Source organism: Komagataeibacter ossonobensis, assembly GCF_057359305.1.
The window spans coordinates 67,987-89,191 of the sequence record NZ_JBXAYQ010000006.1 but is presented as its reverse complement, the minus strand read 5'-3'; the positions used below and the strand labels follow the sequence as shown (position 1 = coordinate 89,191).

At 63.6% G+C, this 21,205-nt stretch carries 21 protein-coding genes; 18 read left to right on the top strand and 3 right to left on the bottom strand.

Annotated features, from left to right (window positions below):
* Positions 1–189 precede the first annotated feature (189 nt).
* Both pnp and AC1RQ9_RS06665 read left to right on the top strand, forming a co-directional pair.
* Positions 190–2,325, top strand: a complete 2,136-nt coding sequence (gene pnp / locus AC1RQ9_RS06670) for a polyribonucleotide nucleotidyltransferase (RefSeq protein WP_485986095.1) — start codon at positions 190–192, stop codon at positions 2,323–2,325.
* Between the two features lie 92 nt (positions 2,326–2,417).
* Entirely contained in the window at positions 2,418–3,836 is a 1,419-nt protein-coding gene (locus tag AC1RQ9_RS06665; protein WP_485986109.1) for an NAD(P)H-dependent flavin oxidoreductase, read from the top strand.
* A 132-nt stretch (positions 3,837–3,968) separates the two neighbouring features.
* Here the strand turns inward: AC1RQ9_RS06665 and rdgB are convergent, their stop codons facing one another.
* Positions 3,969–4,586 (bottom strand): RdgB/HAM1 family non-canonical purine NTP pyrophosphatase, encoded by a 618-nt coding sequence (gene rdgB, locus AC1RQ9_RS06660; RefSeq protein WP_485986093.1) that lies wholly within the window; start codon positions 4,584–4,586, stop codon positions 3,969–3,971.
* Positions 4,583–5,311: a ribonuclease PH gene (rph, locus tag AC1RQ9_RS06655; RefSeq protein WP_010509172.1), complete on the bottom strand. Its 729-nt coding sequence runs from the start codon at positions 5,309–5,311 to the stop codon at positions 4,583–4,585. Before rph ends, rdgB begins: the two co-directional genes overlap by 4 nt.
* Positions 5,312–5,458: 147 nt before the next feature.
* Between rph and hrcA the strand changes: the two genes are divergently transcribed.
* The 13 genes from hrcA (at position 5,459) to rimI (ending at position 19,084) form a co-directional block, all read left to right on the top strand.
* Positions 5,459–6,538: a heat-inducible transcriptional repressor HrcA gene (gene hrcA / locus AC1RQ9_RS06650; protein WP_193733260.1), complete on the top strand. Its 1,080-nt coding sequence runs from the start codon at positions 5,459–5,461 to the stop codon at positions 6,536–6,538.
* 118 nt (positions 6,539–6,656) lie between these two features.
* Positions 6,657–7,544, top strand: coding sequence for an aldo/keto reductase (locus AC1RQ9_RS06645; protein WP_485986092.1), 888 nt, complete (start codon positions 6,657–6,659; stop codon positions 7,542–7,544).
* A 110-nt stretch (positions 7,545–7,654) separates the two neighbouring features.
* Positions 7,655–10,219, top strand: coding sequence for a penicillin-binding protein 1A (locus AC1RQ9_RS06640; RefSeq protein ID WP_485986091.1), 2,565 nt, complete (start codon positions 7,655–7,657; stop codon positions 10,217–10,219).
* Positions 10,220–10,284: 65 nt separating this feature from the next.
* Positions 10,285–11,416, top strand: a protein-coding gene (gene prfB / locus AC1RQ9_RS06635) for a peptide chain release factor 2 (RefSeq protein WP_193733216.1) whose coding sequence is annotated in 2 segments (ribosomal slippage) — positions 10,285–10,353 and positions 10,355–11,416 — 1,131 coding nt in all. Because the reading frame shifts where the segments join, the coding sequence is not laid out codon by codon here.
* 16 nt (positions 11,417–11,432) lie between these two features.
* A complete protein-coding gene (locus AC1RQ9_RS06630) occupies positions 11,433–11,987 on the top strand; it encodes a hypothetical protein (RefSeq protein WP_485986088.1) in 555 nt (184 codons plus the stop codon).
* Between the two features lie 87 nt (positions 11,988–12,074).
* Positions 12,075–12,845 (top strand): MotA/TolQ/ExbB proton channel family protein, encoded by a 771-nt coding sequence (locus AC1RQ9_RS06625; protein WP_010509183.1) that lies wholly within the window; start codon positions 12,075–12,077, stop codon positions 12,843–12,845.
* 33 nt (positions 12,846–12,878) lie between these two features.
* Positions 12,879–14,276: a tetratricopeptide repeat protein gene (locus AC1RQ9_RS06620; protein ID WP_485986086.1), complete on the top strand. Its 1,398-nt coding sequence runs from the start codon at positions 12,879–12,881 to the stop codon at positions 14,274–14,276.
* A 192-nt stretch (positions 14,277–14,468) separates the two neighbouring features.
* On the top strand, positions 14,469–15,242 hold the full coding sequence (locus AC1RQ9_RS06615; protein WP_193733218.1) for a response regulator transcription factor: 774 nt from the start codon (positions 14,469–14,471) through the stop codon (positions 15,240–15,242).
* Between the two features lie 106 nt (positions 15,243–15,348).
* Positions 15,349–16,638, top strand: a complete 1,290-nt coding sequence (locus tag AC1RQ9_RS06610) for an ATP-binding protein (RefSeq protein ID WP_485986107.1) — start codon at positions 15,349–15,351, stop codon at positions 16,636–16,638.
* 116 nt (positions 16,639–16,754) lie between these two features.
* Positions 16,755–17,318 (top strand): NifU family protein, encoded by a 564-nt coding sequence (locus tag AC1RQ9_RS06605; protein WP_193733219.1) that lies wholly within the window; start codon positions 16,755–16,757, stop codon positions 17,316–17,318.
* A gap of 33 nt (positions 17,319–17,351) precedes the next feature.
* Entirely contained in the window at positions 17,352–17,936 is a 585-nt protein-coding gene (locus AC1RQ9_RS06600) for a malonic semialdehyde reductase (RefSeq protein WP_485986083.1), read from the top strand.
* A gap of 3 nt (positions 17,937–17,939) precedes the next feature.
* The gene (tsaB, locus tag AC1RQ9_RS06595; RefSeq protein ID WP_193733221.1) at positions 17,940–18,653 is read left to right on the top strand and encodes a tRNA (adenosine(37)-N6)-threonylcarbamoyltransferase complex dimerization subunit type 1 TsaB; all 714 of its coding nucleotides are present in this window, start codon (positions 17,940–17,942) and stop codon (positions 18,651–18,653) included.
* Positions 18,650–19,084: a ribosomal protein S18-alanine N-acetyltransferase gene (gene rimI, locus AC1RQ9_RS06590; RefSeq protein ID WP_485986080.1), complete on the top strand. Its 435-nt coding sequence runs from the start codon at positions 18,650–18,652 to the stop codon at positions 19,082–19,084. Before tsaB ends, rimI begins: the two co-directional genes overlap by 4 nt.
* On the opposite strand, the gene AC1RQ9_RS06585 is transcribed toward rimI, so the two are convergent.
* Positions 19,065–19,313 (bottom strand): sulfurtransferase TusA family protein, encoded by a 249-nt coding sequence (locus tag AC1RQ9_RS06585; protein ID WP_193733223.1) that lies wholly within the window; start codon positions 19,311–19,313, stop codon positions 19,065–19,067. The genes rimI and AC1RQ9_RS06585 overlap by 20 nt on opposite strands.
* A 93-nt stretch (positions 19,314–19,406) precedes the next feature.
* Between AC1RQ9_RS06585 and AC1RQ9_RS06580 the strand changes: the two genes are divergently transcribed.
* The 3 genes from AC1RQ9_RS06580 to AC1RQ9_RS06570 are packed head-to-tail and all read left to right on the top strand — an operon-like array spanning position 19,407 to position 21,203.
* Complete coding sequence (locus tag AC1RQ9_RS06580; protein WP_485986078.1) at positions 19,407–19,811, top strand: Ros/MucR family transcriptional regulator; 405 nt, start codon at positions 19,407–19,409, stop codon at positions 19,809–19,811.
* Positions 19,812–19,869: 58 nt separating this feature from the next.
* Entirely contained in the window at positions 19,870–20,361 is a 492-nt protein-coding gene (locus tag AC1RQ9_RS06575; protein ID WP_019090652.1) for a Fur family transcriptional regulator, read from the top strand.
* Entirely contained in the window at positions 20,358–21,203 is an 846-nt protein-coding gene (locus AC1RQ9_RS06570) for a GNAT family N-acetyltransferase (protein WP_193733224.1), read from the top strand. Before AC1RQ9_RS06575 ends, AC1RQ9_RS06570 begins: the two co-directional genes overlap by 4 nt.
* Positions 21,204–21,205 lie beyond the last annotated feature (2 nt).

Below are 21,205 nucleotides of genomic sequence, written 5' to 3'. Positions count from 1 at the left end.
TCAGACGGGTGCCATCAACACGCTGCCGACGCCACGGCGGAGATATCCGGACCGGATCGCAGCGTTTCAGGCCACATGGTGTTCTGGCGGTATGTGTCGTCATCGCTCCATGCCGTCCGAGGCGCTGCCATCAACGTTCCAATGTCCGGCCCGCCTGCATTGCGGCAGTCAACGGACAGGGTTGTCTGGATGTTTAATTATTTTCGCAAGGAAATCGAATGGGGCGGCCGCCCGCTGGTGCTGGAAACGGGCAAGATCGCCCGCCAGGCCGACGGCGCGGTTGTCGTAACCTATGGCGACACGGTGGTGCTGTGCACCGCCGTTGGCGCCAAGAGCGTGAAGCCGGGGCAGGATTTCTTCCCGCTGACGGTCAATTATCAGGAAAAGGCTTACGCCGCGGGCAAGATCCCCGGTGGCTTCTTCAAGCGTGAAGGCCGCCCGAGCGAGGCCGAAGTCCTGAACTCCCGCCTGATCGACCGTCCGATCCGGCCGCTGTTCCCCGAAAACTTCCGCAATGAAGTGCAGGTCGTCGCCACCGTGCTCAGCCACGACATGGAAAATGACCCCGCCGTCGTGGCGCTGATCGGCTGTTCGGCCGCGCTGACGCTGTCGGGCATTCCGTTCTTCGGCCCCGTGGGTGCGGCCCGCGTCGGTTACAGCAACGGCAAGTATGTGCTGAACCCGACCATTTCCCAGCTGAAGGAAAGCGAACTGGACCTGGTCGTGGCCGGCACGTCCGAAGGCGTCCTGATGGTCGAGTCCGAGGCCGTGGAACTGTCCGAGGAAGTGATGCTGGGTGCGGTGACGTTCGGTCACGAAGCCTTCCAGCCGGTGATCGATGCGATCATTGACCTGGCCGAAAGCGCAGCCAAGGCCCCATGGGAACTGGCCGAGCCGACGGCTGAGGAAATCAAGCTGCGCAAGAAGGTGGACAAGGCCGGTCGCGCCCTGATCGCCGATGCCTACAAGGAACGCGCCAAGCAGGTGCGTTACAAGAAGGTTGCCGCAGCCCGTGACGCCATCCTTGCCAAGATCGGGGAGGCCGACGCCGATGCCGCCAAGCCCATGATCAAGGATCTGGAAGCCGACGTGGTCCGCACCGAAGTGCTGGATACCGGTTTCCGTATCGATGGCCGTGACCTGGAAACGATCCGCCCGATCGTGTCCGAAGTCGGCATCCTGCCGCGCGCGCATGGTTCCGCCCTGTTCACCCGTGGCGAGACGCAGGCCCTTGTGGTCGCGACCCTTGGCACCGGCCAGGACGAGCAGATCGTGGATGCGCTGGAAGGCGAATATCGCAACAACTTCATGCTGCATTACAACTTCCCGCCCTTCTCGGTCGGTGAGTGCGGGCGCATGGGCTCCCCCGGCCGTCGTGAAATCGGTCATGGCAAGCTGGCATGGCGTGCGATCCACCCGCTGCTGCCGGGCAAGGATACCTTCCCGTACACCATGCGCGTGGTGTCCGAGATCACGGAAAGCAACGGCTCGTCCTCCATGGCGACCGTGTGCGGCACGTCGCTTGCGCTGATGGATGCCGGTGTGCCGCTGAAGCGCCCGGTGGCCGGTATCGCCATGGGCCTGATCAAGGAAGACGAGGACTTCGCCGTCCTGTCCGACATCCTTGGCGATGAAGATCACCTTGGCGACATGGATTTCAAGGTGGCGGGCACCGAACAGGGCGTGACCGCGCTGCAGATGGACATCAAGATCACGTCCATCACGCCGGAAATCATGAAGATCGCGCTCGGTCAGGCCCGTCAGGGTCGCCTGCACATTCTGGGTGAAATGGCCAAGGCGCTGACCGAAGGCCGCACGGATGTATCTTCTTCCGCGCCGAAAATCACCACGATCTCGGTTCCGAAGGAAAAGATCCGCGACGTGATCGGTCAGGGCGGTAAAGTTATTCGTGAGATCGTTGAATATTCGGGTGCGAAGATCGACATCAACGATGACGGCACGATCATGATCGCCGCGTCGTCCGATGATCAGGCTGAAAAGGCCATCGAACGGATCCGTGGCATCGTGGCGGAACCCGAAGTGGGGCACATCTATAACGGCAAGGTCGTCAAGACCGCTGATTTCGGTGCGTTCGTCAACTTCCTCGGCCCCCGTGACGGGCTGGTTCACATTTCCGAACTGGCGCAGGGCCGTGTCTCCAAGACGACCGATGTCGTCAAGCAGGGAGACGAGGTGAAGGTGAAGGTGCTGGGCTTTGACGATCGCGGCAAGGTCAAGCTGTCCATGCGCGTGGTCGATCAGGACACCGGTGCCGATATCACCGAGACAGTGGGCGCGAAGCCCGGCCGTGCGCCCGCGCGCTAAGACGCGGCTCCGGCCTGTATGACACCCGGCGGCGGGATGCGCCCGGCATGGGCGCCCCGCCGCGCGGGCAGACACATGACGATGGAATGGTGATGAAGCCGATCAATGCGATCCGTATGGGCGGGACGGATATTCTGCCCCTGGTCGAAGGGGGGAAGGGCGTCTCGATCTCAACCGGCATATCCGCCGGGCACTGGGCGGCAGCCGGGGGGGCTGGCACGGTCTCGATCGTGAATGCCGATTCCTATGACAGAGATGGCAACGTCGTCCCGCAGATCTATCATGGCAGGACACGGCGCGAGCGGCACGAGGAACTGATTGATTACGCCATTCGCGGCGGGATCGCGCAGGCCCGCATCGCGCATGAAATCGCAGGGGGCAAGGGACGTATCCATGCCAACATCCTGTGGGAAATGGGTGGTGCGGAACGCGTCATAAACGGGGTGCTGGAGGGTGCGCCGGGTATGATCCAGGGCCTGACCTGTGGCGCGGGCATGCCATACCGCCTGTCGGAAATCGCGGCGCGGTTCGGTATCCATTATTATCCCATCGTATCATCCGCCCGTGCGTTCAATGCCCTGTGGCGGCGTTCGTACCACAAGACGGCCGAACTGCTGGGTGCGGTGGTGTATGAAGACCCGTGGCGTGCGGGTGGCCATAACGGCCTGTCCAACACCGAAAACCCGCTGGCGCCGGAAGACCCGTTCCCCCGCGTGCTGGCGTTGCGCAAGCAGATGCGGGCCTTTGGCCTGGATGACACCCCCATCATCATGGCCGGTGGCGTGTGGTGGCTGGAGGAATGGCAGGACTGGATCGACAACCCCGAGCTGGGTCCGATCGTGTTCCAGTTCGGCACCCGGCCGCTGCTGACGCGCGAAAGCCCGATTCCCGATGCGTGGAAGCAGCGTCTGCTGACGTTGAAGAAGGGGGATGTATTCCTCAACCGTTTCTCACCCACCGGTTTTTATTCGTCTGCGGTGAACAATTCGTTCCTGCGCGAATTGCGGGGGCGGTCGGAACGGCAGATTCCGTTCTCCCCTGAAGCGATGGGCGAACATACGGCGGCGCTGGCCATCGGTGCACGGGGGCGGCAGGTTTATGTCACCCCGGCTGATGCGCAGCGCGCGCGGCTGTGGATCGAGGAAGGCCATACCGAGGCCATGCGCACACCGGATAATACGCTGGTGTTCGTGGCTCCGGAACAGGCGCGGGAAATCCTGGCCGATCAGGGGGCCTGCATGGGCTGCCTGTCGGAATGCCGTTTTTCCAACTGGTCACAGAAGCCGCCTGCCTATTCCAACGGGCACAAGGCGGACCCACGTTCCTACTGCATCCAGAAAACGTTGCAGGCGGCGGCCCATGCCCATGGGCCGGATCAGGCGGATGTGATTGACCACAACCTGATGTTCGGCGGCACGAACGCATGGCGTTTTGCGACCGACCCGTTCTATGCCAACGGCTTCGTGCCCACCGTGGCGCAATTACTGGAACGGATCATGACCGGGCGTTAACGCGATCATGAAACCTGTGGAAAAGGCCGGTTGTCCTAAGGGCACCGGCCTTTTTTCATCATGATCGGGAATGATGAAAGTTTTTGGGTGCCGCCTTTTTTCAAAAAGGCGGCGTGCTTTGAAGCTTTTTCTTTATGCTGTCGCGGGCAGGCAGGCATCGCGGAACAGCGCAAATGCCAGTGCGCGGTGACTGATGGTGTTCTTTTCCACATCCGTCATGTCGGCAAAGCTGCGGGTGCCGCTGCCGGGGGCGAAGATGGGGTCATAGCCATGGCCGTTTTCCCCATGCGGCGGCCAGATGACATGGCCGTCAATGCGTCCTTCAAAGGTTTCGGCCCGCCCGTCTGGCCATGCAAGGCACAGGACGGAAATGAACCATGCGCTGCGGTCCGGGTTATCCCCCATCTGGTCATGGATGCGGCGCATGGCGTCAGGATAATCCTTGTTCGGGCCAGCCCAGCGGGCGGAGAAAATGCCCGGCGCGCCATCCAGCGCCGCGACACAGAAACCCGAATCATCAGCCAGTGCGGGCAGGTTGGCGGCTTTTGCTGCCGCAGCGGCCTTGATGGCGGCGTTGCCGGTAAAGCTGTCGGCGGTTTCCTCCGGCTCGGGCAGCGACAGGTCTCCGGCGGAGACGACACGGATGCCGTATCCCGCAAGCAGGGCCGCGAATTCCGCGATCTTGCCCCGGTTATGGGTGGCCAGAACCAGTGTGTCGCCACGGTTCAGGCGGGTGGGGGATGTGTTCATGCCTTTAATGCCTCTTCCACGATGGCGGTCTGGATACGGAACAGTTCAGCCGTGCCGGTGCGGGCAAGCCGCATGAGGGTATTGAACTGCGCTTCGGTAAAGGGATCCTTTTCCGCCGTACCCTGAATTTCCACGATGCCGCCATCGGCGGTCAGGACAAAATTGGCGTCGGCGCTCGCCGTGCTGTCTTCCCTGTAGTCCAGGTCCAGAACCGGGCCGTCATCCGTCAGCCCGCACGATATGGCTGCGACCTGTCCCTTGATCGGCAGGGCGGGCAGGGTGCCGTCGCGTACCAGTTTTTCCAGCGCCAGGCGCAGGGCCACCCACGCCCCGGTAATCGCGGCGCAGCGCGTGCCGCCATCGGCGTTCAGCACGTCGCAATCCACCGTGACCGAGATTTCGCCCAGTGCCTTCAGGTCTACCACCGCGCGCAGGGCACGGGCGATCAGACGCTGGATTTCCTGTGTACGGCCGGTCTGCTTCCCACGTGCGGCCTCGCGCTGGCCCCGGCTGTGGGTGGCGCGCGGCAGCATGCCGTATTCCGCCGTGACCCAGCCCTGCCCCTTGCCGCGCAGGAAGGAGGGCACGCGCGTTTCCACCGTGGCGGCGCACAGGACTTCGGTCCCGCCCATGCGGATCAGGGCGGACCCTTCGGCATGGTGGGCGAAGCCGGGCTGGATGAAGACGGGACGCAGGGCGTCAATGGCACGGCCGGATGGGCGCATGGGCGTAAAACTCCGCAAGGTAATGGGGCGGCATAGCCTGCAACCCGTCCCGATTTCCAGTCCCGCGTGGGCAGGACGCGGCAGGATCTGCTATGATGGGGACGCGGATGGTCCGCATGGTGAATGGATACGTGCAACACGGGAGGCATGGCGATGGAAAACCGGCCACAGGTATCACAGCCCGCCCTGCTGTCCGGGCTTGATGCGCGTTCTGCCGCGATCCTGCGTGAGATCGTGGAGCAGTATGTCGAAACGGGCGAACCGATGGGGTCGCGCACCCTGTCGCAGCGCCTGCCGCTGTCGCTTTCTCCCGCCACGATTCGCAATGTGATGGCGGACCTGACCGATGCGGGGCTGCTGTTTTCGCCGCATGCATCGGCAGGGCGGCTGCCCACGGAAAAGGGCGTGCGGCTGTTTGTCGATGGCCTGCTACAGTTCGGTAACCTGAGCGAGGAGGAGCGTGAAAGCATCGCGGGCATGCTGGACGTAAAGGGCCGTTCGCTGGAGGATACGCTGGCGCAGGCATCGTCCATGCTGTCGGGCCTGTCATCGGCGGCGGGGCTGGTCATGGCCCCCAAGAGTGATGGCACCACCATCAAGCATATCGAATTCGTGGCGCTGGGTCCGGGGCGCGCACTGGTCATTCTGGTCAGCGCGGATGGGCAGGTGGAAAACCGCGTGATCGAGACCCCGCCCGGCCTGCCGCCATCCGCACTGGTGGAGGCGGGCAATTACCTCAACGCCCACCTGTCGGGCCAGACGCTGGACCGCCTGCGCGAGACGGTCAGCACCGACATGACGGCCAACCGCAACGAACTGGACCACCTGACGGCGGAAGTGGTGGAAAGCGGGCTGGCAACATGGAGCGACGCGGACGAGCGCGGCGGCACCCTGTTCATACGCGGGCAGGGCCGCCTGCTGGCCGATGTGACGGAAATCGAACGCCTGACCACGATCCAGATGCTGTTTGAACGGCTGGAAACACAGGAAACCATGCTGCGCCTGCTGGACCTTGCGCGCGAATCCGAAGGGGTGCGGATCTTCATCGGGGCGGAAAGCGGGCTGTTCGGCATGGCGGGCATGTCGGTGGTGGTGGCCCCCGCACGCACCGATTCCAACCGCATTGTCGGCGCGATTGGCGTGATCGGCCCCACCCGCATCAACTATGCCCGCATCATTCCCGTGGTGGATTACACGGCGCGGGTGATCGGGCGGATGCTGGGCTGAGGCGACGGGATTGCAATGCAACCCACGCCGCCCGCGGTCCTTAATGGGGACACAGACCAGCCACACGCACCCGGCGCCCACGCAGGCGCATGGTCGCCCAACGCGCAAGGAGAATGGCATGTTCACGCCCGATGCAAGGCAGTCCGGATCGTTCATGATTGGTGGTGACCTGGAGGTCACGCGGCTTGGCTTTGGCGCCATGCGCATTACGGGAAAGGGCATATGGGGTGAACCCGCCGACCGGGCTGCGGCACTGGCCACCCTGCGGCGCCTGCCGGAACTGGGCATCAACTTCGTCGATACGGCAGATGCGTACGGCCCGTTTGTCAGCGAGGACCTGATCCGCGAGGCGCTGCATCCCTACACGGACACCATCATCGCCACCAAGGGCGGCCATACACGCCACGGTCCCGATATCTGGAAACCGGTTGGCAACCCCGATTACCTGCGGCAGTGCGTGCTGATGAGCATGCGCAGGCTGGGGGTCGAACGCATCGACCTGTGGCAGTTGCACCGCGTGGGGCCTGACTGCACGCCTGAACGGCAGTTCGAGGCCATTGCCGCCATGCGCGCGCAGGGGCTGATCCGCCATGTCGGCCTGTCGGAAGTCACGGTGGAGATGATCGAACGCGCGCGGCTGTATTTCCCTGTCGCCACGGTCCAGAACCGCTTCAACCTCGTCAACCGCTATTCCGAAGACGTGCTGGATTACTGCACGAAGGAAAATATCGGCTTCATCCCGTGGGCGCCGCTGGCGGCGGGCAGCCTGACCAGAGGGGACACGCTGCTGACCCGCCTGGCCAGCGAGAAGGGCGTGCAGCCCGGACAGATCGCGCTGGCGTGGCTGCTGCGCCGTGCGCCGGTCATGCTGCCCATTCCCGGCACCAGCAGTCCCGACCATCTGGCCGATAACGCCGCTGCCACCGCCATTGAACTGAGCCATGAGGAATTCCAGCAGCTTGATAATGATGGGCGCGCGGAATGGGCCAGCCGTAACGGCGCGTAAGCGGCCGGCACGCCAACAGGGCGGCGGATCGGGGGCGACGGCGGCGGCGGACAATGCTAGACAGGGGTCTCGACACACAACCGCCCCTTTCTTTCCCTATTGGATACCGGATGACGCTTGCTGACGGATCAGGCCGTGATGGCCGGATTGATGGACCCTCACGCCCCGGCGCTGGCGGCCCGCGCCGCCCGCGTTACCGCATGGTGCGCTGGCTGGCGGGCAGCGCGCTTGCCGTCCTGCTGCTGGGTGGCGGTGGGGCGGCCCTTCTGGCATGGGGGGAATATGAACGCCTGAGCGAGGGCCTGCCCACGGTTGACGGCCTGCGTACCTACCAGCCCCCGGTCATGAGCCGCCTGTATTCGGGCGATGATCAGGTCATGGCGGAACTGGCGGCGGAACGGCGCATATTCGTGCCCTACAGCGCCATACCCGAACGTGTGCGCGATGCCTTCCTTGCGGCGGAAGACCAGAAATTCTTCACCCATGGCGGTGTTGATCCGATGGCCATCGCGCGCGCGGGCCTGACCGACATGATGATGCACGGGACAAAGCACCGTCCCATCGGGGCGTCCACCATCACGCAGCAGGTCGCGCGCATCATGCTGCTGGGGTCGAATGCGGTCTCCATCGACCGCAAGATCAAGGAAGCACTGCTGGCCATGCGGCTGGAGCAGACGCTGAGCAAGGAACAGATCCTCGAGATCTACCTGAACGAAATCTACCTTGGCGAAGGGGCCTACGGCATCGGGGCTGCGGCCCAGACCTATTTCAACAAGCCGCTGGACCAGCTGGACAATGCCGAGGCCGCCTTCCTTGGCGCGCTGCCCAAGTCGCCCACCAACTATAATCCCCACCGCTTCGTGCAGGCGGCGACCAACCGGCGCAACTGGGTGCTGGACCGCATGGCGGACCTGAAGGTCATCACGCCCGAGGAAGCGCGCACGGCCCAGCAGGAGCCGCTGGTGCCCGCCAACTTTACCCGGCCCGGCCCGGTCCCCGGTTCCGAATGGTTTGCCGAGGAAGTGCGCCGGGAACTGATCGAACGCTACGGCATCGGCACCACGATGGAAGGCGGGCTGTCGGTTCATACCTCGCTCGATTCCCATCTGCAGCAGGTGGCCACGACCGCCCTGCGTGACGGGCTGTTGCGTTATGATCGCGCGCATGGTGGCTGGCGTGGCGCGTTCACGCATATCGATGCAGCGGATGCCAGCGGCGACTGGGCCAATGCGCTGGCCCATGTCACAGCACCCGCCGCCATGCTGGAACAGTGGCGGGTCGCAGTTGTGCTGTCCGCCACCACCGGGCGCGTGGGCTGGCTGGAGGGGCATGATCCCGTCATTCCCCATACCGGTGAACTGCTGGCACGTGACCGGACATGGATGCGCACCGGCAAGGGATTGCAGGAAGGTGACGTGATCCTGATCGAACCGCAGGCCGATGGCGGCGGCGTTGCCGTGCGGCAGGTGCCGCGCGTGGAAGGTGCGCTGGCCACGGTGGACGTGCATACCGGGCGCGTCATGGCCATGGTGGGGGGCTGGTCGTTCAGGGAATCACAGTTCAACCGTGCAACGCAGGCGGCGCGCCAGCCGGGGTCGTCGTTCAAGCCCTTCGTCTATCTGGCGGCGATGGAGCAGGGGATTTCCCCTTCGCAGAAATTCGATGACTCCCCCGTCAGCTATGGCGAATGGCATCCCAACAATTATGAAAAGGATTTCTGGGGCCCGACCACGCTGCATGATGCGCTGCGGGAATCACGCAACCTGGTCACCATCCGCCTTGCCGCACAGATCGGCATGAAACCGGTGGCCGATCTGGCGCAGAAGCTTGGCCTTGTCCATTCCATGCCGCTGGTGCTGCCAGCAGCCCTGGGGGCGGTGGAAACCACCGTCATGCGTGAAGCCGCCGCCTATGCCACCATCGCCAATGGCGGCAGGCTGGTCATGCCCACCCTGGTGGATGACATCAAGGACCGTAACGGCAACGTCGTATGGCGCCCCGATGGCATAACGTGGAAGGCCGGCAGCATGGCCACCGATGGCCCGCAGATGGAGGATACCCGGCCGCAGGTTGTCTCGGCCACGTCCGCCAGCCAGATCGTGGCGATGATGCAGGACGTGGTGCGCCGCGGCACCGGCGTGCGCGCGGGCGCGGGCATTGACCGGCCCATCGCGGGCAAGACCGGCACCAGTCAGGATTTCAATGACGCATGGTTCGCGGGCTTTTCCCCCGATCTGGTGACGGTGGTGTGGATCGGGTTCGATACCCCGCAGTCCCTGGGCAAGAACGAGACCGGCGGCGTGATCGCCGGCCCGATCTGGAACCAGGTGATGAAGGCGGCGCTGGCCACCCGCCCGCGCCTTGATTTCCGCGTGCCCGAGGGGGTACAGCTGGCCCGTTACGATACCGGGATGGGCATGGCGATCGACGCCTTCAAGCCCGGACAGGTGCCGGGGGTCAGTGTTGACCTTGGCGCGGGTTCGGGCATGGCGCTGACGGCGGCGGATACCGGTGCTGAAAACATGCCTGATTCCGAAACCGACATGGGTACCATGCCGGGCAGCCCGGCGGTGGCGGGGGATGGCAGCACATCAGCAGGCCATCCCGTCGCACCGTCCGGCCCCGCCGCATCCCAGCCTTCCGGGGGTGACATTGGCATGGGTGGCCTGTATTGACGCCCGTTATGCCGGGCGGCCGCGCGCATGCCCGCATTGTTTACCGTTGAGCGAGGAGCAAGCCCATGTCTGCCGAGACAGAGGCCCTGAACGACCAGATCAAGCAGTCGGTGGCACTGCTGAGGAGGCATCTTTGACTGGGATGTCGCAATCGACCGCCTTGCGGAGCTGAACAACCGGGCCGAAGACCCCGAGTTGTGGAATGATTCCGAAGCTGCCCAGAAGCTCATGCGCGAGCGCACGCTGCTGGCCAACCAGATCGAGGGCGTGCAGCGGCTGGAAGCCGATGTGAACGATACGCTCGAACTGGTGGAACTGGCGGAAATGGAAGGCGATTCGGCTGTCGTGGCCGAAGCGCTGTCCAGCCTGCGTGCGCTTGCGGAAGAAGCCAAGCGGCGCGAGACGGAAAGCCTGCTTTCGGGTGAGGCGGACAGCAATGACTGCTACCTTGAGGTCAATGCCGGCGCGGGCGGGACGGAGGCGCAGGACTGGGCCGAAATGCTGCTGCGCATGTACACCCGCTGGGCTGAACAGCATGGTTACAAGGTGACCATGATGGAAAGTTCGGAAGGGGAGCAGGCCGGCATCAAGTCCGCCACCATTCAGGTCAGTGGTCCCAATGCCTATGGCTGGCTCAAGACCGAGGCGGGCGTGCATCGCCTTGTCCGGATCTCGCCGTTTGACGCGGCGGCACGGCGACAGACATCGTTTGCGTCCGTATGGGTCTATCCGGTGGTCGATGATTCGATCGAGATCGAGATCAACGAAGCCGACCTGCGCGTGGATACGTTCCGCGCATCCGGCGCGGGCGGCCAGCACGTCAACAAGACGGAATCGGCCATCCGCATCACCCACATCCCCACAGGGATCGTGGTGGCGTGCCAGACCGACCGGTCCCAGCACCGTAACCGCGCCACGGCCATGACCATGCTGAAGGCGCGCATGTACGAGCAGGAACTGCAGAAGCGCGAGGCCGCCGCCGCCCAGACCGAGGCGAACAAGACCGATATCGGCTGGGGGCACCAGATCCGTTCCTACGTGCTGGCCCCGTACCAGCTGGTGAAGGACCTGCGGACCAACGTGGAAAAGACCAATCCGGACGCCATCCTGGACGGTGACCTGGATGACTTCATGGCCGCCGCCCTTGCCGCCCGCGTGGGGGCGACCCGGTCGGAAGCCAGCGCGCAGGCGCAGTAACCGCGGCAGTCCGTTCATGCACACACCCCACGGCTTCCGGTCGTGGGGTTTTTTCATGCCGGAGCGGGAACCATTGTTCCGCAACAGGAAATTTGTTCCGCACCTGTTGCATATCAGGCTTGACACATACGCCCCGACCACGCCCAATCAGCGTCTGGCAATTAATGGCGCGCAGCCCCGGTCCAAGGGCGCTGGCTGGTGGCGTCTGGATGGGAATGGCATGTGGTCTGACGAAGTCATGGGATTGGATTATGCGGCCAGGCAGCGACGGCGCACGCCGTACGTGCGCGTGGTGGGCGTGATCATTGCGGTCCATGTCGTTGTCCTGTCAATGCTGGCCTATGGGTTGCGGCCCAAGGCCAAGCCCATGTTTCCCGAACCCTATCGCCCATTGCCGCCGGTGACGCTGCGGATCATTCCCGAGCCGATGCCACCCGTCCCACCCGCGCCGCCGCCTGTGCGCCCGGTCATGGTCCAGCCTGTGGTTCCCGTCATTCCCGCACCTGTCATCGGGCGTGACCGGCGGGTCCACATGCTGGAAATTGTTCCGAAATCGATACAGGTGGATTGATTTTCATCTCCCGGACTGGTCAGATAACAGTCATGAAATGTGTTGCAGGCCAGACCCATGGCCTTTTCGTCAGAGGATTTCAGGTAAATGACCCGACAGCATCGTAATCAAGTCATCGCGGCCGCGCTGCTGACTGCATTACCCGCCCTTGCCTACGCCACCCCCGCGGCTGCGGCCGATTCCAACCCGTATGGCCTGGGTGCGCTGTGGTCGAATGGTGACTTCATTGCGCGTACCGTGCTGATCATCATGGTCGTGATGTCTGTCGGGACATGGTACATCATGATTACCAAGTTCCTCGAGCAGGCGCGTATCCTTAAGGACGCCAAGGAAGTGAAGGCGAAATTCTGGCCCGCGCATGACATCAAGGAAGGTGCTGCGCTGCTCGATACCGCATCGCCCTTCCGCTACATTGCCGATACCGGTATCAAGGCCGCCGAACACCACGAAGGCACGATGCAGGAAACCATCGACCTGCATTCCTGGACCACCATGTCCATCCAGCGTTCGGTTGATTTCATCCAGAACCGCCTGCAGGGTGGCCTGGCCTTTCTTGGCACCGTGGGTTCGACCTCCCCGTTCGTGGGCCTGTTCGGGACCGTCTGGGGCATCTATCACGCGCTGACGGCCATCGGCATCGCGGGGCAGGCCTCGATCGACAAGGTTGCCGGTCCGGTTGGTGAATCGCTGATCATGACCGCCATCGGCCTGGGCACCGCCGTGCCTGCGGTTCTGGGCTACAACATGCTGGTCCGCCGCAACAAGGGTGCGCTGGATGAGGTGCGCAACTTTGCCGCCGACGTGCAGTCGATCCTGATGGGTGGCTATCGCCATGAAACGCACGACGCCGCTGAATAAGCCCGACACCCGCGCATGATCTGATTTCACGTCGTGACACGGCAGGCGCATATCATGCGGCCTGCCGTGTCGCCATCGGTCAGGGGCGGATTGAATGATGGGCCGCGCGGGTCCATCGTGATGCCCTGGCCGATCAATCGGGCCATGACCCGTTCATGGAAGGACATCCAGTTGAAAAACATCACATCCAAATCGCTGTTCCAGCTGCGCGGGCGCCTGCTGGCCGGGGTCATGATGGCGCTGCCGCTGGCGGGCGTGCTGCCCGTTCACGGTGCGTATGCGGCGGACCAGCTGGGGGAAAAGGTCGGCACGGCGCTGCAGAAGGCACAGACCGAGCTGGCCGCCAAGAAGTACCCGCAGGCCATGGCCGATGTTGACGCGGCGGATGCCGTGACCGGCAAGTCCGAGTACGAATCCTACACCATCGCGCAGATGCGTGCCGCCGTCGCCGCCCAGTCCGGCAATGTGCCCGCCGCGATTTCGGCCTATGACAAGCTGATCGCATCCCCGCGCACGCCGGCTGCGACCAAGGAACAGATGGCGCTGGCCGAAGGCAGCATGGCCTTCACCGCCAAGGATTACCCCACGGCGATCACGGTCACGGAAAAGTACATCAAGGCGGGTGGCAAGAACCCGCAGATGCTGATGATCCTGATCCAGGCATATTACCTGCAGCATGATTACGCCAACGCCGCGCGCGTGCAGCAGGCGCAGATTGACGACACGATCAAGGCCGGTGGCAAGCCCACGGAAAACCAGCTTCAGCTTCTGGCCGCATGCCAGGCGCAGCTGAAGGACAATGCGGCGCTGACAAAAACCTATGTGCTGCTGGCCACCTATTACCCCAAGCCCGATTACTGGGCACAGGTGGTGCATTCGGTCCTGAGCAACCCGAACATGGCTCCGGGGCTGCGTCTGGATATCGACCGCGTGCGTCTGGAAGCCGGTCTGGTCAAGACCTCGGCCGAGTATATGGACATTACCGAACTGGCCATGCAGGCAGGGCTGCCGCAGCTTGCGCTTGATATCATCAACCAGGGCTACAGCACCGGTGTGCTGGGCCATGACGCCAGCGCCCCGCGTGAGGAAAAGCTGAAGGCGCTGGTGACGCAGAGTGTCGCCGACCGCAAGGCCGGGCTGGATGCGGCGGCGGCGCAGGCCACCACTGGCAACGCCATGCTGACGGCGGGTTATAATTACGTGCTGTTCGGTCAGGGCGACAAGGGCATCGCGCTGATGCAGCAGGGTCTCGCCAAGGGGCCATCGGACGTGAACATCGCGCGCCTGCACCTTGGCCTGGCGCAGGCCGCTGCGGGGAAGAAGGATGCCGCCATCGCCACCTTCAACAGCGTGGAAGGCACGAACGGCGCGCGCGATATCGCCCAGTTCTGGGTGCTGAAGCTGAATTCAGCCGCCGCCGCCGCACACTGACACCATCCAGCAGGTTGTCTGCCATGCGGGGTGCCGGATTCGTCCGGCGCCCCGTTTTTTTTCGTATCCGGTCATGATTGACATTTTATGATATGAACGATGGTCTTATCCCGGCCCGGTGCGTTGGATATGCTGGTGACTGTCGCATGAATGGCATCATGACTGTCCCTGAACCGAACCATGGCCGAGAGAATGACACAGATACCTGCCACTGATGATCTGCCCGCCCGTATCCTCGTGGTGGAAGATGACCCTGGCATGCGCACCCTGATCGTCCGCGCCCTGCAGGGCGATGGCTACCGCGTGCGTGGTGTGCAGGACGGTCCTGAAATGTGGGATGCGCTGCGCGCGCAGGCGGCTGACCTGATCATCCTTGATGTCATGCTGCCGGGCACCAATGGGCTGGACCTGTGCCGTGGCCTGCGCGCACAGCCCGACCCGGTGGCGCCGGGCGAGGCACCACTGACCGAAGTGCCGGTCATTATCGTTTCCGCGCGTGGCGAGGAACTGGACCGCGTGCAGGGGCTGGAACTGGGCGCGGATGACTATGTTCCCAAGCCCTTTGGCCAGAAGGAACTGCTGGCCCGCGTGCGCGCGGTGCTGCGCCGTCGTGGCGGTGGGGTCACGACCCCCAGTGCGGGCCGTCAGCGCAAGGAAACCGTGCGTTTCGCCGGTTGGACACTGGACCTGCGCCGCCGTGAACTGACGGACCCGTCCGGTGCGGCGGTGGAGATTTCGGGGGCGGAGCATGATCTGCTGACCAGCTTCCTTGACAATCCGCAGCGCGTCATTGGCCGCGACCGTCTGCTGGAACTGTCACGTACCCGGCTGGGGGACGTGTCGGACCGGAGCGTGGACGTGCTGGTCAGCCGCCTGCGGCGCAAGCTGGGGCCGGACTCGGACGGGCTGATCCGCACCGTGCGGGGTATGGGCTATATCTTCACGTCGGAGGTGGAGCGGGTCTGACGGGAACAGGGGCGTGAATACGACCCGGACCTTACAGCCCCCGCGTGAGACAGAGCCCGTGCCACGGCGGATCACGCTGTGGCCACGTGGGCTGGTGGGGCGCGTCATGTTCGTGCTGCTGGCTGCGGTCGCACTCGTCTTTGTCGGCAGTTCCGTCTTCTATGAGGAAGCCGAGACCTACACCATAGATGATGCCCAGCTGGAACAGGTGGGGGAACGGCTGGTGATCGATGCCCGCGTTCTGGCCGCGACACCCACGTCGCAACGCATGGTGCTGGCGGCCATGCTGTCCACCAATGACCTGACGGTGGACTGGCGCACCCCCGCGCAGCAGGGGGTGATGAAGGTCGAACCCCCATCGCTGCGCAAGCTGCATGACCGCATGGCCGGGCCTCTGACGGCATTGCAGGGGGACGCGCTGAACCTGTCGGGCACGATCGCGGCGACGCAGGATGTGCGCGGCACGCTGCGCCTGCCCGATGGCAGTTACATGGGCTTTCTCGCTCCCGCCATCCTGCAGCCCCACCATATGCGGCGGGGCATTGTCTCGGCGGCGATCCTGGCGGGGGCGGTGCTGCTGGCGGCGGGCATGCTGGTGCGTGCGCTGAGCATGCCGCTGCGCGCACTGGCGGATGTGGCCGATACGGTCGGGTCCGGCCGGTGGGTGCCGCTGGAGAACAAGGGCCCGCGGGAGGTACGCTACCTTGCCCGTGCCATCAACGAGATGCAGGAACGCATCAACCGCCTGATCGTCGACCGGACCGAGGCGCTGGCCGCCGTATCCCACGACCTGCGCACGCCGCTGGCCCGCCTGCGGTTGCGGGCGGGCTTTCTGGATGATGCGAACGCGCAGAAGGAAATCGAGGCCGATGTCACGGAAATGGAGGCCATGATTGCCGGCGTGCTGGCCTATCTGTCGGGGGAAAAGGACCCCGAACCCGCGCGGTCGGCCAATGTGGCCTCGATCCTTGCGACACGGGTGGATGATGACGCCGATCAGGGTCGCGACGTGACCTATGACGGGCCGGATCAGGCGCAGGCCGTGGTGCGTCCGCTGGCGCTCAAGCGCGTGATGGGCAACCTGATCGACAATGCGGTGAATTACGGCGGCAATGCGCATGTCAGCCTGACGGTGGGGCCGGAAGTGCTGTGCATCCGGGTGGAAGACAATGGTCCCGGCCTACCGGAAGCCGAGATCGGGCGCGTGACGACACCCTTCTACCGGGTGGAGGGGTCGCGTTCGCGCAGCACGGGTGGGCTGGGGCTGGGGCTTGCGATCGTCAGCCGCGAGGTGGAGCGTGATGGCGGCTGTTTCCACCTGTATAACCGGGCCCATGGTGGCCTGTGCGCGGAAATTGTCCTGCCACGCAATGCTGTGATACGTCCCGGTAGCTAAAAGCGGGTCTGGCTTTCCTGCGTGGGGTTGGATTTACACGCGGGTCGATCATATAACAGGACTTGGGAAGTACGTTTGCATGTCCCGCTTTCCCGTCATGTCTGGAAGACCGAGCAATGTTCATCGAAACAGAAGATACCCCGAATCCCGCAACGCTGAAGTTCCTGCCGGGGCGCGAGATCATGGCCAACGGGGCCACGGCTGATTTCATCAGTCCCGATTCCGTGGCCGGGCGGTCCCGCCTTGCGGACCTTCTGTTTGATCTGGACGGTGTGGCGCGCGTCTTTTTCGGCAATGACTTCGTGGCCGTGACCCGCAGCGACGCAACACAATGGGACGACCTGCGCCCGCAGGTGCTGTCCGTGCTGGCGGACTACCTGGCGACGGAACAGCCGGTGGTGGAAAGCGACGCGCAGGTGGTCGAGGACCTGATCGCGCCGGGGGATGAGGAAATCGTGCAGCAGATCAAGGAACTGCTGGATACCCGCGTACGTCCCGCCGTTGCGGGTGATGGCGGTGACATTGTATTCCGGGGATATCGGGACGGTGTGGTGCGGCTGACCATGCAGGGAGCGTGTTCGGGCTGTCCGTCGTCGCGCGCGACGCTCAAGCACGGGGTGGAGAACATGCTGCGCCATTACGTGCCGGAAGTGGTATCGGTAGAGCAGGTAGAGGCCTGATCGGCAGGCCTGCGGGTAGTCTGGGAATGTTTCATGGCGCTTGATGACGCTGGGCTTGATCTTCTGTTTCGCAACGCACGCACGCCGGTGGCGTGGAATGACCGGCCCGTGGGGCAGGAGACGCTGCGGCAGTTGTACGATCTGGTCCGCCTTGGCCCGACATCAGGTAACTGCTGTCCCGCGCGTTTCGTGTTCATTACCACCGAAAGCTGCCGTGAACGCCTGCGTCCCGCCCTTTCGGCGGGAAACGTGCAGCGCGTTATGACTGCGCCGGTCACCGTGATCGTGGCGCATGACCCGCTGTTCTTTGATCGGATGGATACGCTCAACCCCGCCCCGGATGTGCGGCAGTGGTTCGCGGCGGATGTGGGACTGGCGGAGGAAACGGCCTTTCGCAACGGCACGTTGCAGGGGGGATATCTGATCATGGCCGCCCGTGCGCTGGGCCTGTCGGTACTGCCGCTGTCGGGGTTTGATGGCGCGATGGTGGAAGACTGCTTCCTGGCGCAGAAGGGCTGGCAGGCCAATTTCCTTGTCTGTCTTGGCTATACGGACGCGCCGCCGCCGACTGCCCGCGCGCCGCGCCCCGATTTCGATGATGCCTGCGTGATTGTATAGGTCATGCGGATTCTGGTGATGGACGGCAGCGCCACCGGTACGCAGGCGCAGGCCGTGATTGCCTGCCTTGCGTTGGATGATGACGGGGCACTGTCCGTTCTGGCAACCCGGACGGCCACGGGACGGGGGGCTGCCGAACAGTTTCCCCTGCTGGCGACCGAACTGTTTGCACAATGCGGCTGGACCCATGCCATGCCCGAAGTGGTGGGCGTGGTTGTTGGGCCGGGTTCGTTTACCGGATTGCGGGCCTCGCTGGCATTCGCCCATGGGCTTTCCGCAGGCAGTGGCTGCGCCGTGGTGGGCATGACAGGGGGCGAAGCCATGGCCGACGCCCTGCAGGACGTGGCCCGGCCACTGGCGGCCCGCCCGCTATGCTGCACCGTTGCGCGGCGGGGGCGTGTGTTTGTCGAGACGCTGGCGGACGGGAAGGATGCGGGCAGCGTGTCCGCCCATATGCTTGATACGCTTGAACTGCCGCCTGGTCCCGTGCTGCTGGCCGGCAATGCGGCGGAAGAGGCGGCGCAGGCCCTGCCGCAGCGCAGGGACGTGCGGACATGCACCCTGACGCAGCCTGACCCCATGGCCATCGCCACGGTGGCCCTGCGTCGTTTCCGTGGTGATCTGCCGCCCCGCGCGGCCCAGCCACTCTATGTCGATGCGCCGGAAGCCAAACTGCCTGCGGCAGGCCTGCGACCCGCCCCCGTCGACACGCCATGACCCTGTCCCCCCGGCCTGCCGGTGCGCAGGCCACGTTGCTGGCGCATATCCATGCGCGGGCGTTTCCCCCCAGCCACCGGTGGGACGCGCAGGCCATGCAGGCCCTGCTGGACATGCCGGGTGTCTGTGTCGTGATGGCGGCGGGGGACGCGCCCGGCTTCATCATGGCCCGCACCCTGTTTGACGAGGCCGAGATCCTGACCTTTGCCGTGGACCCGGCATGGCAGCGGCGCGGGATCGGGCGTGACCTGCTGGCGCGCTGCATGCGGCAGGTAGCGGAAGCGGGCGCGCGGACCCTGTTTCTGGAAGTGGCCATGGATAACATTCCCGCCATGACGCTGTATCGCGCGAACGGATTTGCGCAGGCGGGAATCCGTCGTCACTATTACCCCGATGGAATGGATGCCTGTGTCATGCGGCGGGCGATTTGAGCACGGTCAGCCGATGTGTCATGCCATCTGTTTCTGTCTGTATTTCTTCTACGACATGACCAAGCAGCTTCAGGCTGCGTGAAACGTTGTCCAGTGGCGTTGCGCCACGCAGGCGGACAAGCAGTTTTTCCCCGGCGGGCAGTCTGTCAAGTGCCAACCGTGTGCGAACGAAAGTCATGGGGCATACTTCATGGGTGATATCTATTTCTGCCATACCAATATCAGACATATTACCATGAAACCTTTGTTGTTACCGGTTGCGATCCGTCTGGAATTATTTATATAGGATATATCATTATTCCAGAGTGACAGGATCAGATTGATGGCTGATGCAGCAGCAGAAGTTGAATTGCGGGAACTCGCTGCCGAAATCGTTTCGGCGTACGTATCCCGCAACGAGCTGGATGCGGATACCCTTCCCGATCTGATTCACCGGGTTTACGAAGCCGTGGCTTCGCTTGGACGCACGGAACCCGTGCCGGAGAAGCCGGTGCCGGCCGTGCCCCTGAAGAAATCGGTTTTCCCCGATTATATCGTCTGTCTTGAAGACGGGAAGAAGCTCAAGATGCTCAAGCGTCACCTCAAGACCGCCTATAACATGACACCCGATGAATACCGTGAACGCTGGGGCCTGCCCCATGATTACCCCATGGTGGCCCCCAATTATGCCAGCCATCGTTCGTCGCTTGCGCGCAAGATCGGGCTTGGCACCAAACGTGAGGACTGAACCACACATAGTGTGGTAGTGTGGACAGGTATCTGCATGATCGGCTACGCCCGTAAACATGGCACCAGACAGTAACGGACTACAAACCCGCATCGAGCGCATGTGCACCGAACGCGGCCTGAAAATGACAGGCCAGCGACGGGTGATCGCGCGCGTTCTGTCTGAAGCCCATGACCACCCGGATGTGGAGGAACTCTACCGCCGCGCATCCCAGCTGGACGGGCGTATTTCGGTTGCCACGGTGTACCGCACCGTGCGCCTGCTGGAAGAAAACGGCATTCTGGAACGGCGGGATTTCGGTGGCGGTCGTGCCCGGTACGAAGCCACGGAAGAAGGCGATCATTACCACCTGATTGATGTGGAAAGTGGTCAGGTGGTGGAATTCACTCATGCCGACCACGCCGAACTGCTGCGCAGGATCACGGCCGAACTCGGGTTCGAACTGGTATCACATCGGCTGGAACTGTTTGCACGCAGGCTGCCCGACGTGCCAGAAGAACAGACGGGCCAGATGGCGCAAACGCAGCAGAAAGGCAGGTCACGGCCTTGAGTATCGAGAAAACCATACAGTCCCTTTCTACACTGGACCTTGAACGCAACGGTTTTCCTGAGTTGCGTGGTGGCAACCTTGGTGTCCGGATCGCCACGACGGATGAGGAACGCGACGCGGCCCAGGCACTGCGTTACCGCGTGTTCTATGAGGAAATGGGGGCAAAGCCCGATTCCCGTACCGCGCGTCTGAAGCGTGATGTGGACGAATTCGATGAATATGCCGATCACCTTCTGGTGATCGACCATGCCATTTCGTCTGGCGCCAAGGGCGTGGTTGGCACCTATCGCCTGATGCAGGGGGATGCGGCCAGGCGGCTGGGCAAATTCTATACCTCCAGTGAATATGACATTTCTCCCCTGACCGAATTTCCCGGCCGGCTGCTGGAAGTGGGGCGGTCATGCGTGGACCTGAACTATCGCGGGCGCGCGGCCATGCAACTGCTGTGGCGTGGCATTGCCTCCTATATCTTCCTGCACCGTATTGATGTCCTGTTCGGTTGCGCCAGCCTGCCGGGCACCAATCCCGATGCGCTGTCGGATGAACTGACCTATCTGTACCACAACCACCTCGCCCCGCCCGCGCTGCGCGTGCGCGCCCTGTCCGAACGCCGGGTGGAAATGCTGCGCGCGGACCCGCAGGTGCTGGACCACCGGCGTTCGCTTGCGCGCCTGCCACCGTTGATAAAGGGTTACCTGCGGCTGGGTGGTTACGTGGGTGATGGCGCCGTGATCGATGAGCAGTTCAACACCACCGATGTCGCGGTACTGGTCAAGAGCGAACTGCTGGCAGACAAGTATTACCGGCACTATGAACGTCGCCTGCGTGACGCGCTGGACTAGCC

Coding starts and splice junctions, on each gene's coding strand:
- pnp (WP_485986095.1), top strand. CDS start 190: ATGTTTAATTATTTTCGCAAGGAAATCGAATGGGGCGGCCGCCCGCTG.
- AC1RQ9_RS06665 (WP_485986109.1), top strand. CDS start 2,418: ATGAAGCCGATCAATGCGATCCGTATGGGCGGGACGGATATTCTGCCC.
- rdgB (WP_485986093.1), bottom strand. CDS start 4,586: ATGAACACATCCCCCACCCGCCTGAACCGTGGCGACACACTGGTTCTG.
- rph (WP_010509172.1), bottom strand. CDS start 5,311: ATGCGCCCATCCGGCCGTGCCATTGACGCCCTGCGTCCCGTCTTCATC.
- hrcA (WP_193733260.1), top strand. CDS start 5,459: ATGGCGATGGAAAACCGGCCACAGGTATCACAGCCCGCCCTGCTGTCC.
- AC1RQ9_RS06645 (WP_485986092.1), top strand. CDS start 6,657: ATGTTCACGCCCGATGCAAGGCAGTCCGGATCGTTCATGATTGGTGGT.
- AC1RQ9_RS06640 (WP_485986091.1), top strand. CDS start 7,655: ATGACGCTTGCTGACGGATCAGGCCGTGATGGCCGGATTGATGGACCC.
- AC1RQ9_RS06630 (WP_485986088.1), top strand. CDS start 11,433: ATGCACACACCCCACGGCTTCCGGTCGTGGGGTTTTTTCATGCCGGAG.
- AC1RQ9_RS06625 (WP_010509183.1), top strand. CDS start 12,075: ATGACCCGACAGCATCGTAATCAAGTCATCGCGGCCGCGCTGCTGACT.
- AC1RQ9_RS06615 (WP_193733218.1), top strand. CDS start 14,469: ATGACACAGATACCTGCCACTGATGATCTGCCCGCCCGTATCCTCGTG.
- AC1RQ9_RS06610 (WP_485986107.1), top strand. CDS start 15,349: ATGTTCGTGCTGCTGGCTGCGGTCGCACTCGTCTTTGTCGGCAGTTCC.
- AC1RQ9_RS06605 (WP_193733219.1), top strand. CDS start 16,755: ATGTTCATCGAAACAGAAGATACCCCGAATCCCGCAACGCTGAAGTTC.
- AC1RQ9_RS06600 (WP_485986083.1), top strand. CDS start 17,352: ATGGCGCTTGATGACGCTGGGCTTGATCTTCTGTTTCGCAACGCACGC.
- tsaB (WP_193733221.1), top strand. CDS start 17,940: ATGCGGATTCTGGTGATGGACGGCAGCGCCACCGGTACGCAGGCGCAG.
- rimI (WP_485986080.1), top strand. CDS start 18,650: ATGACCCTGTCCCCCCGGCCTGCCGGTGCGCAGGCCACGTTGCTGGCG.
- AC1RQ9_RS06585 (WP_193733223.1), bottom strand. CDS start 19,313: ATGTCTGATATTGGTATGGCAGAAATAGATATCACCCATGAAGTATGC.
- AC1RQ9_RS06580 (WP_485986078.1), top strand. CDS start 19,407: ATGGCTGATGCAGCAGCAGAAGTTGAATTGCGGGAACTCGCTGCCGAA.
- AC1RQ9_RS06575 (WP_019090652.1), top strand. CDS start 19,870: ATGGCACCAGACAGTAACGGACTACAAACCCGCATCGAGCGCATGTGC.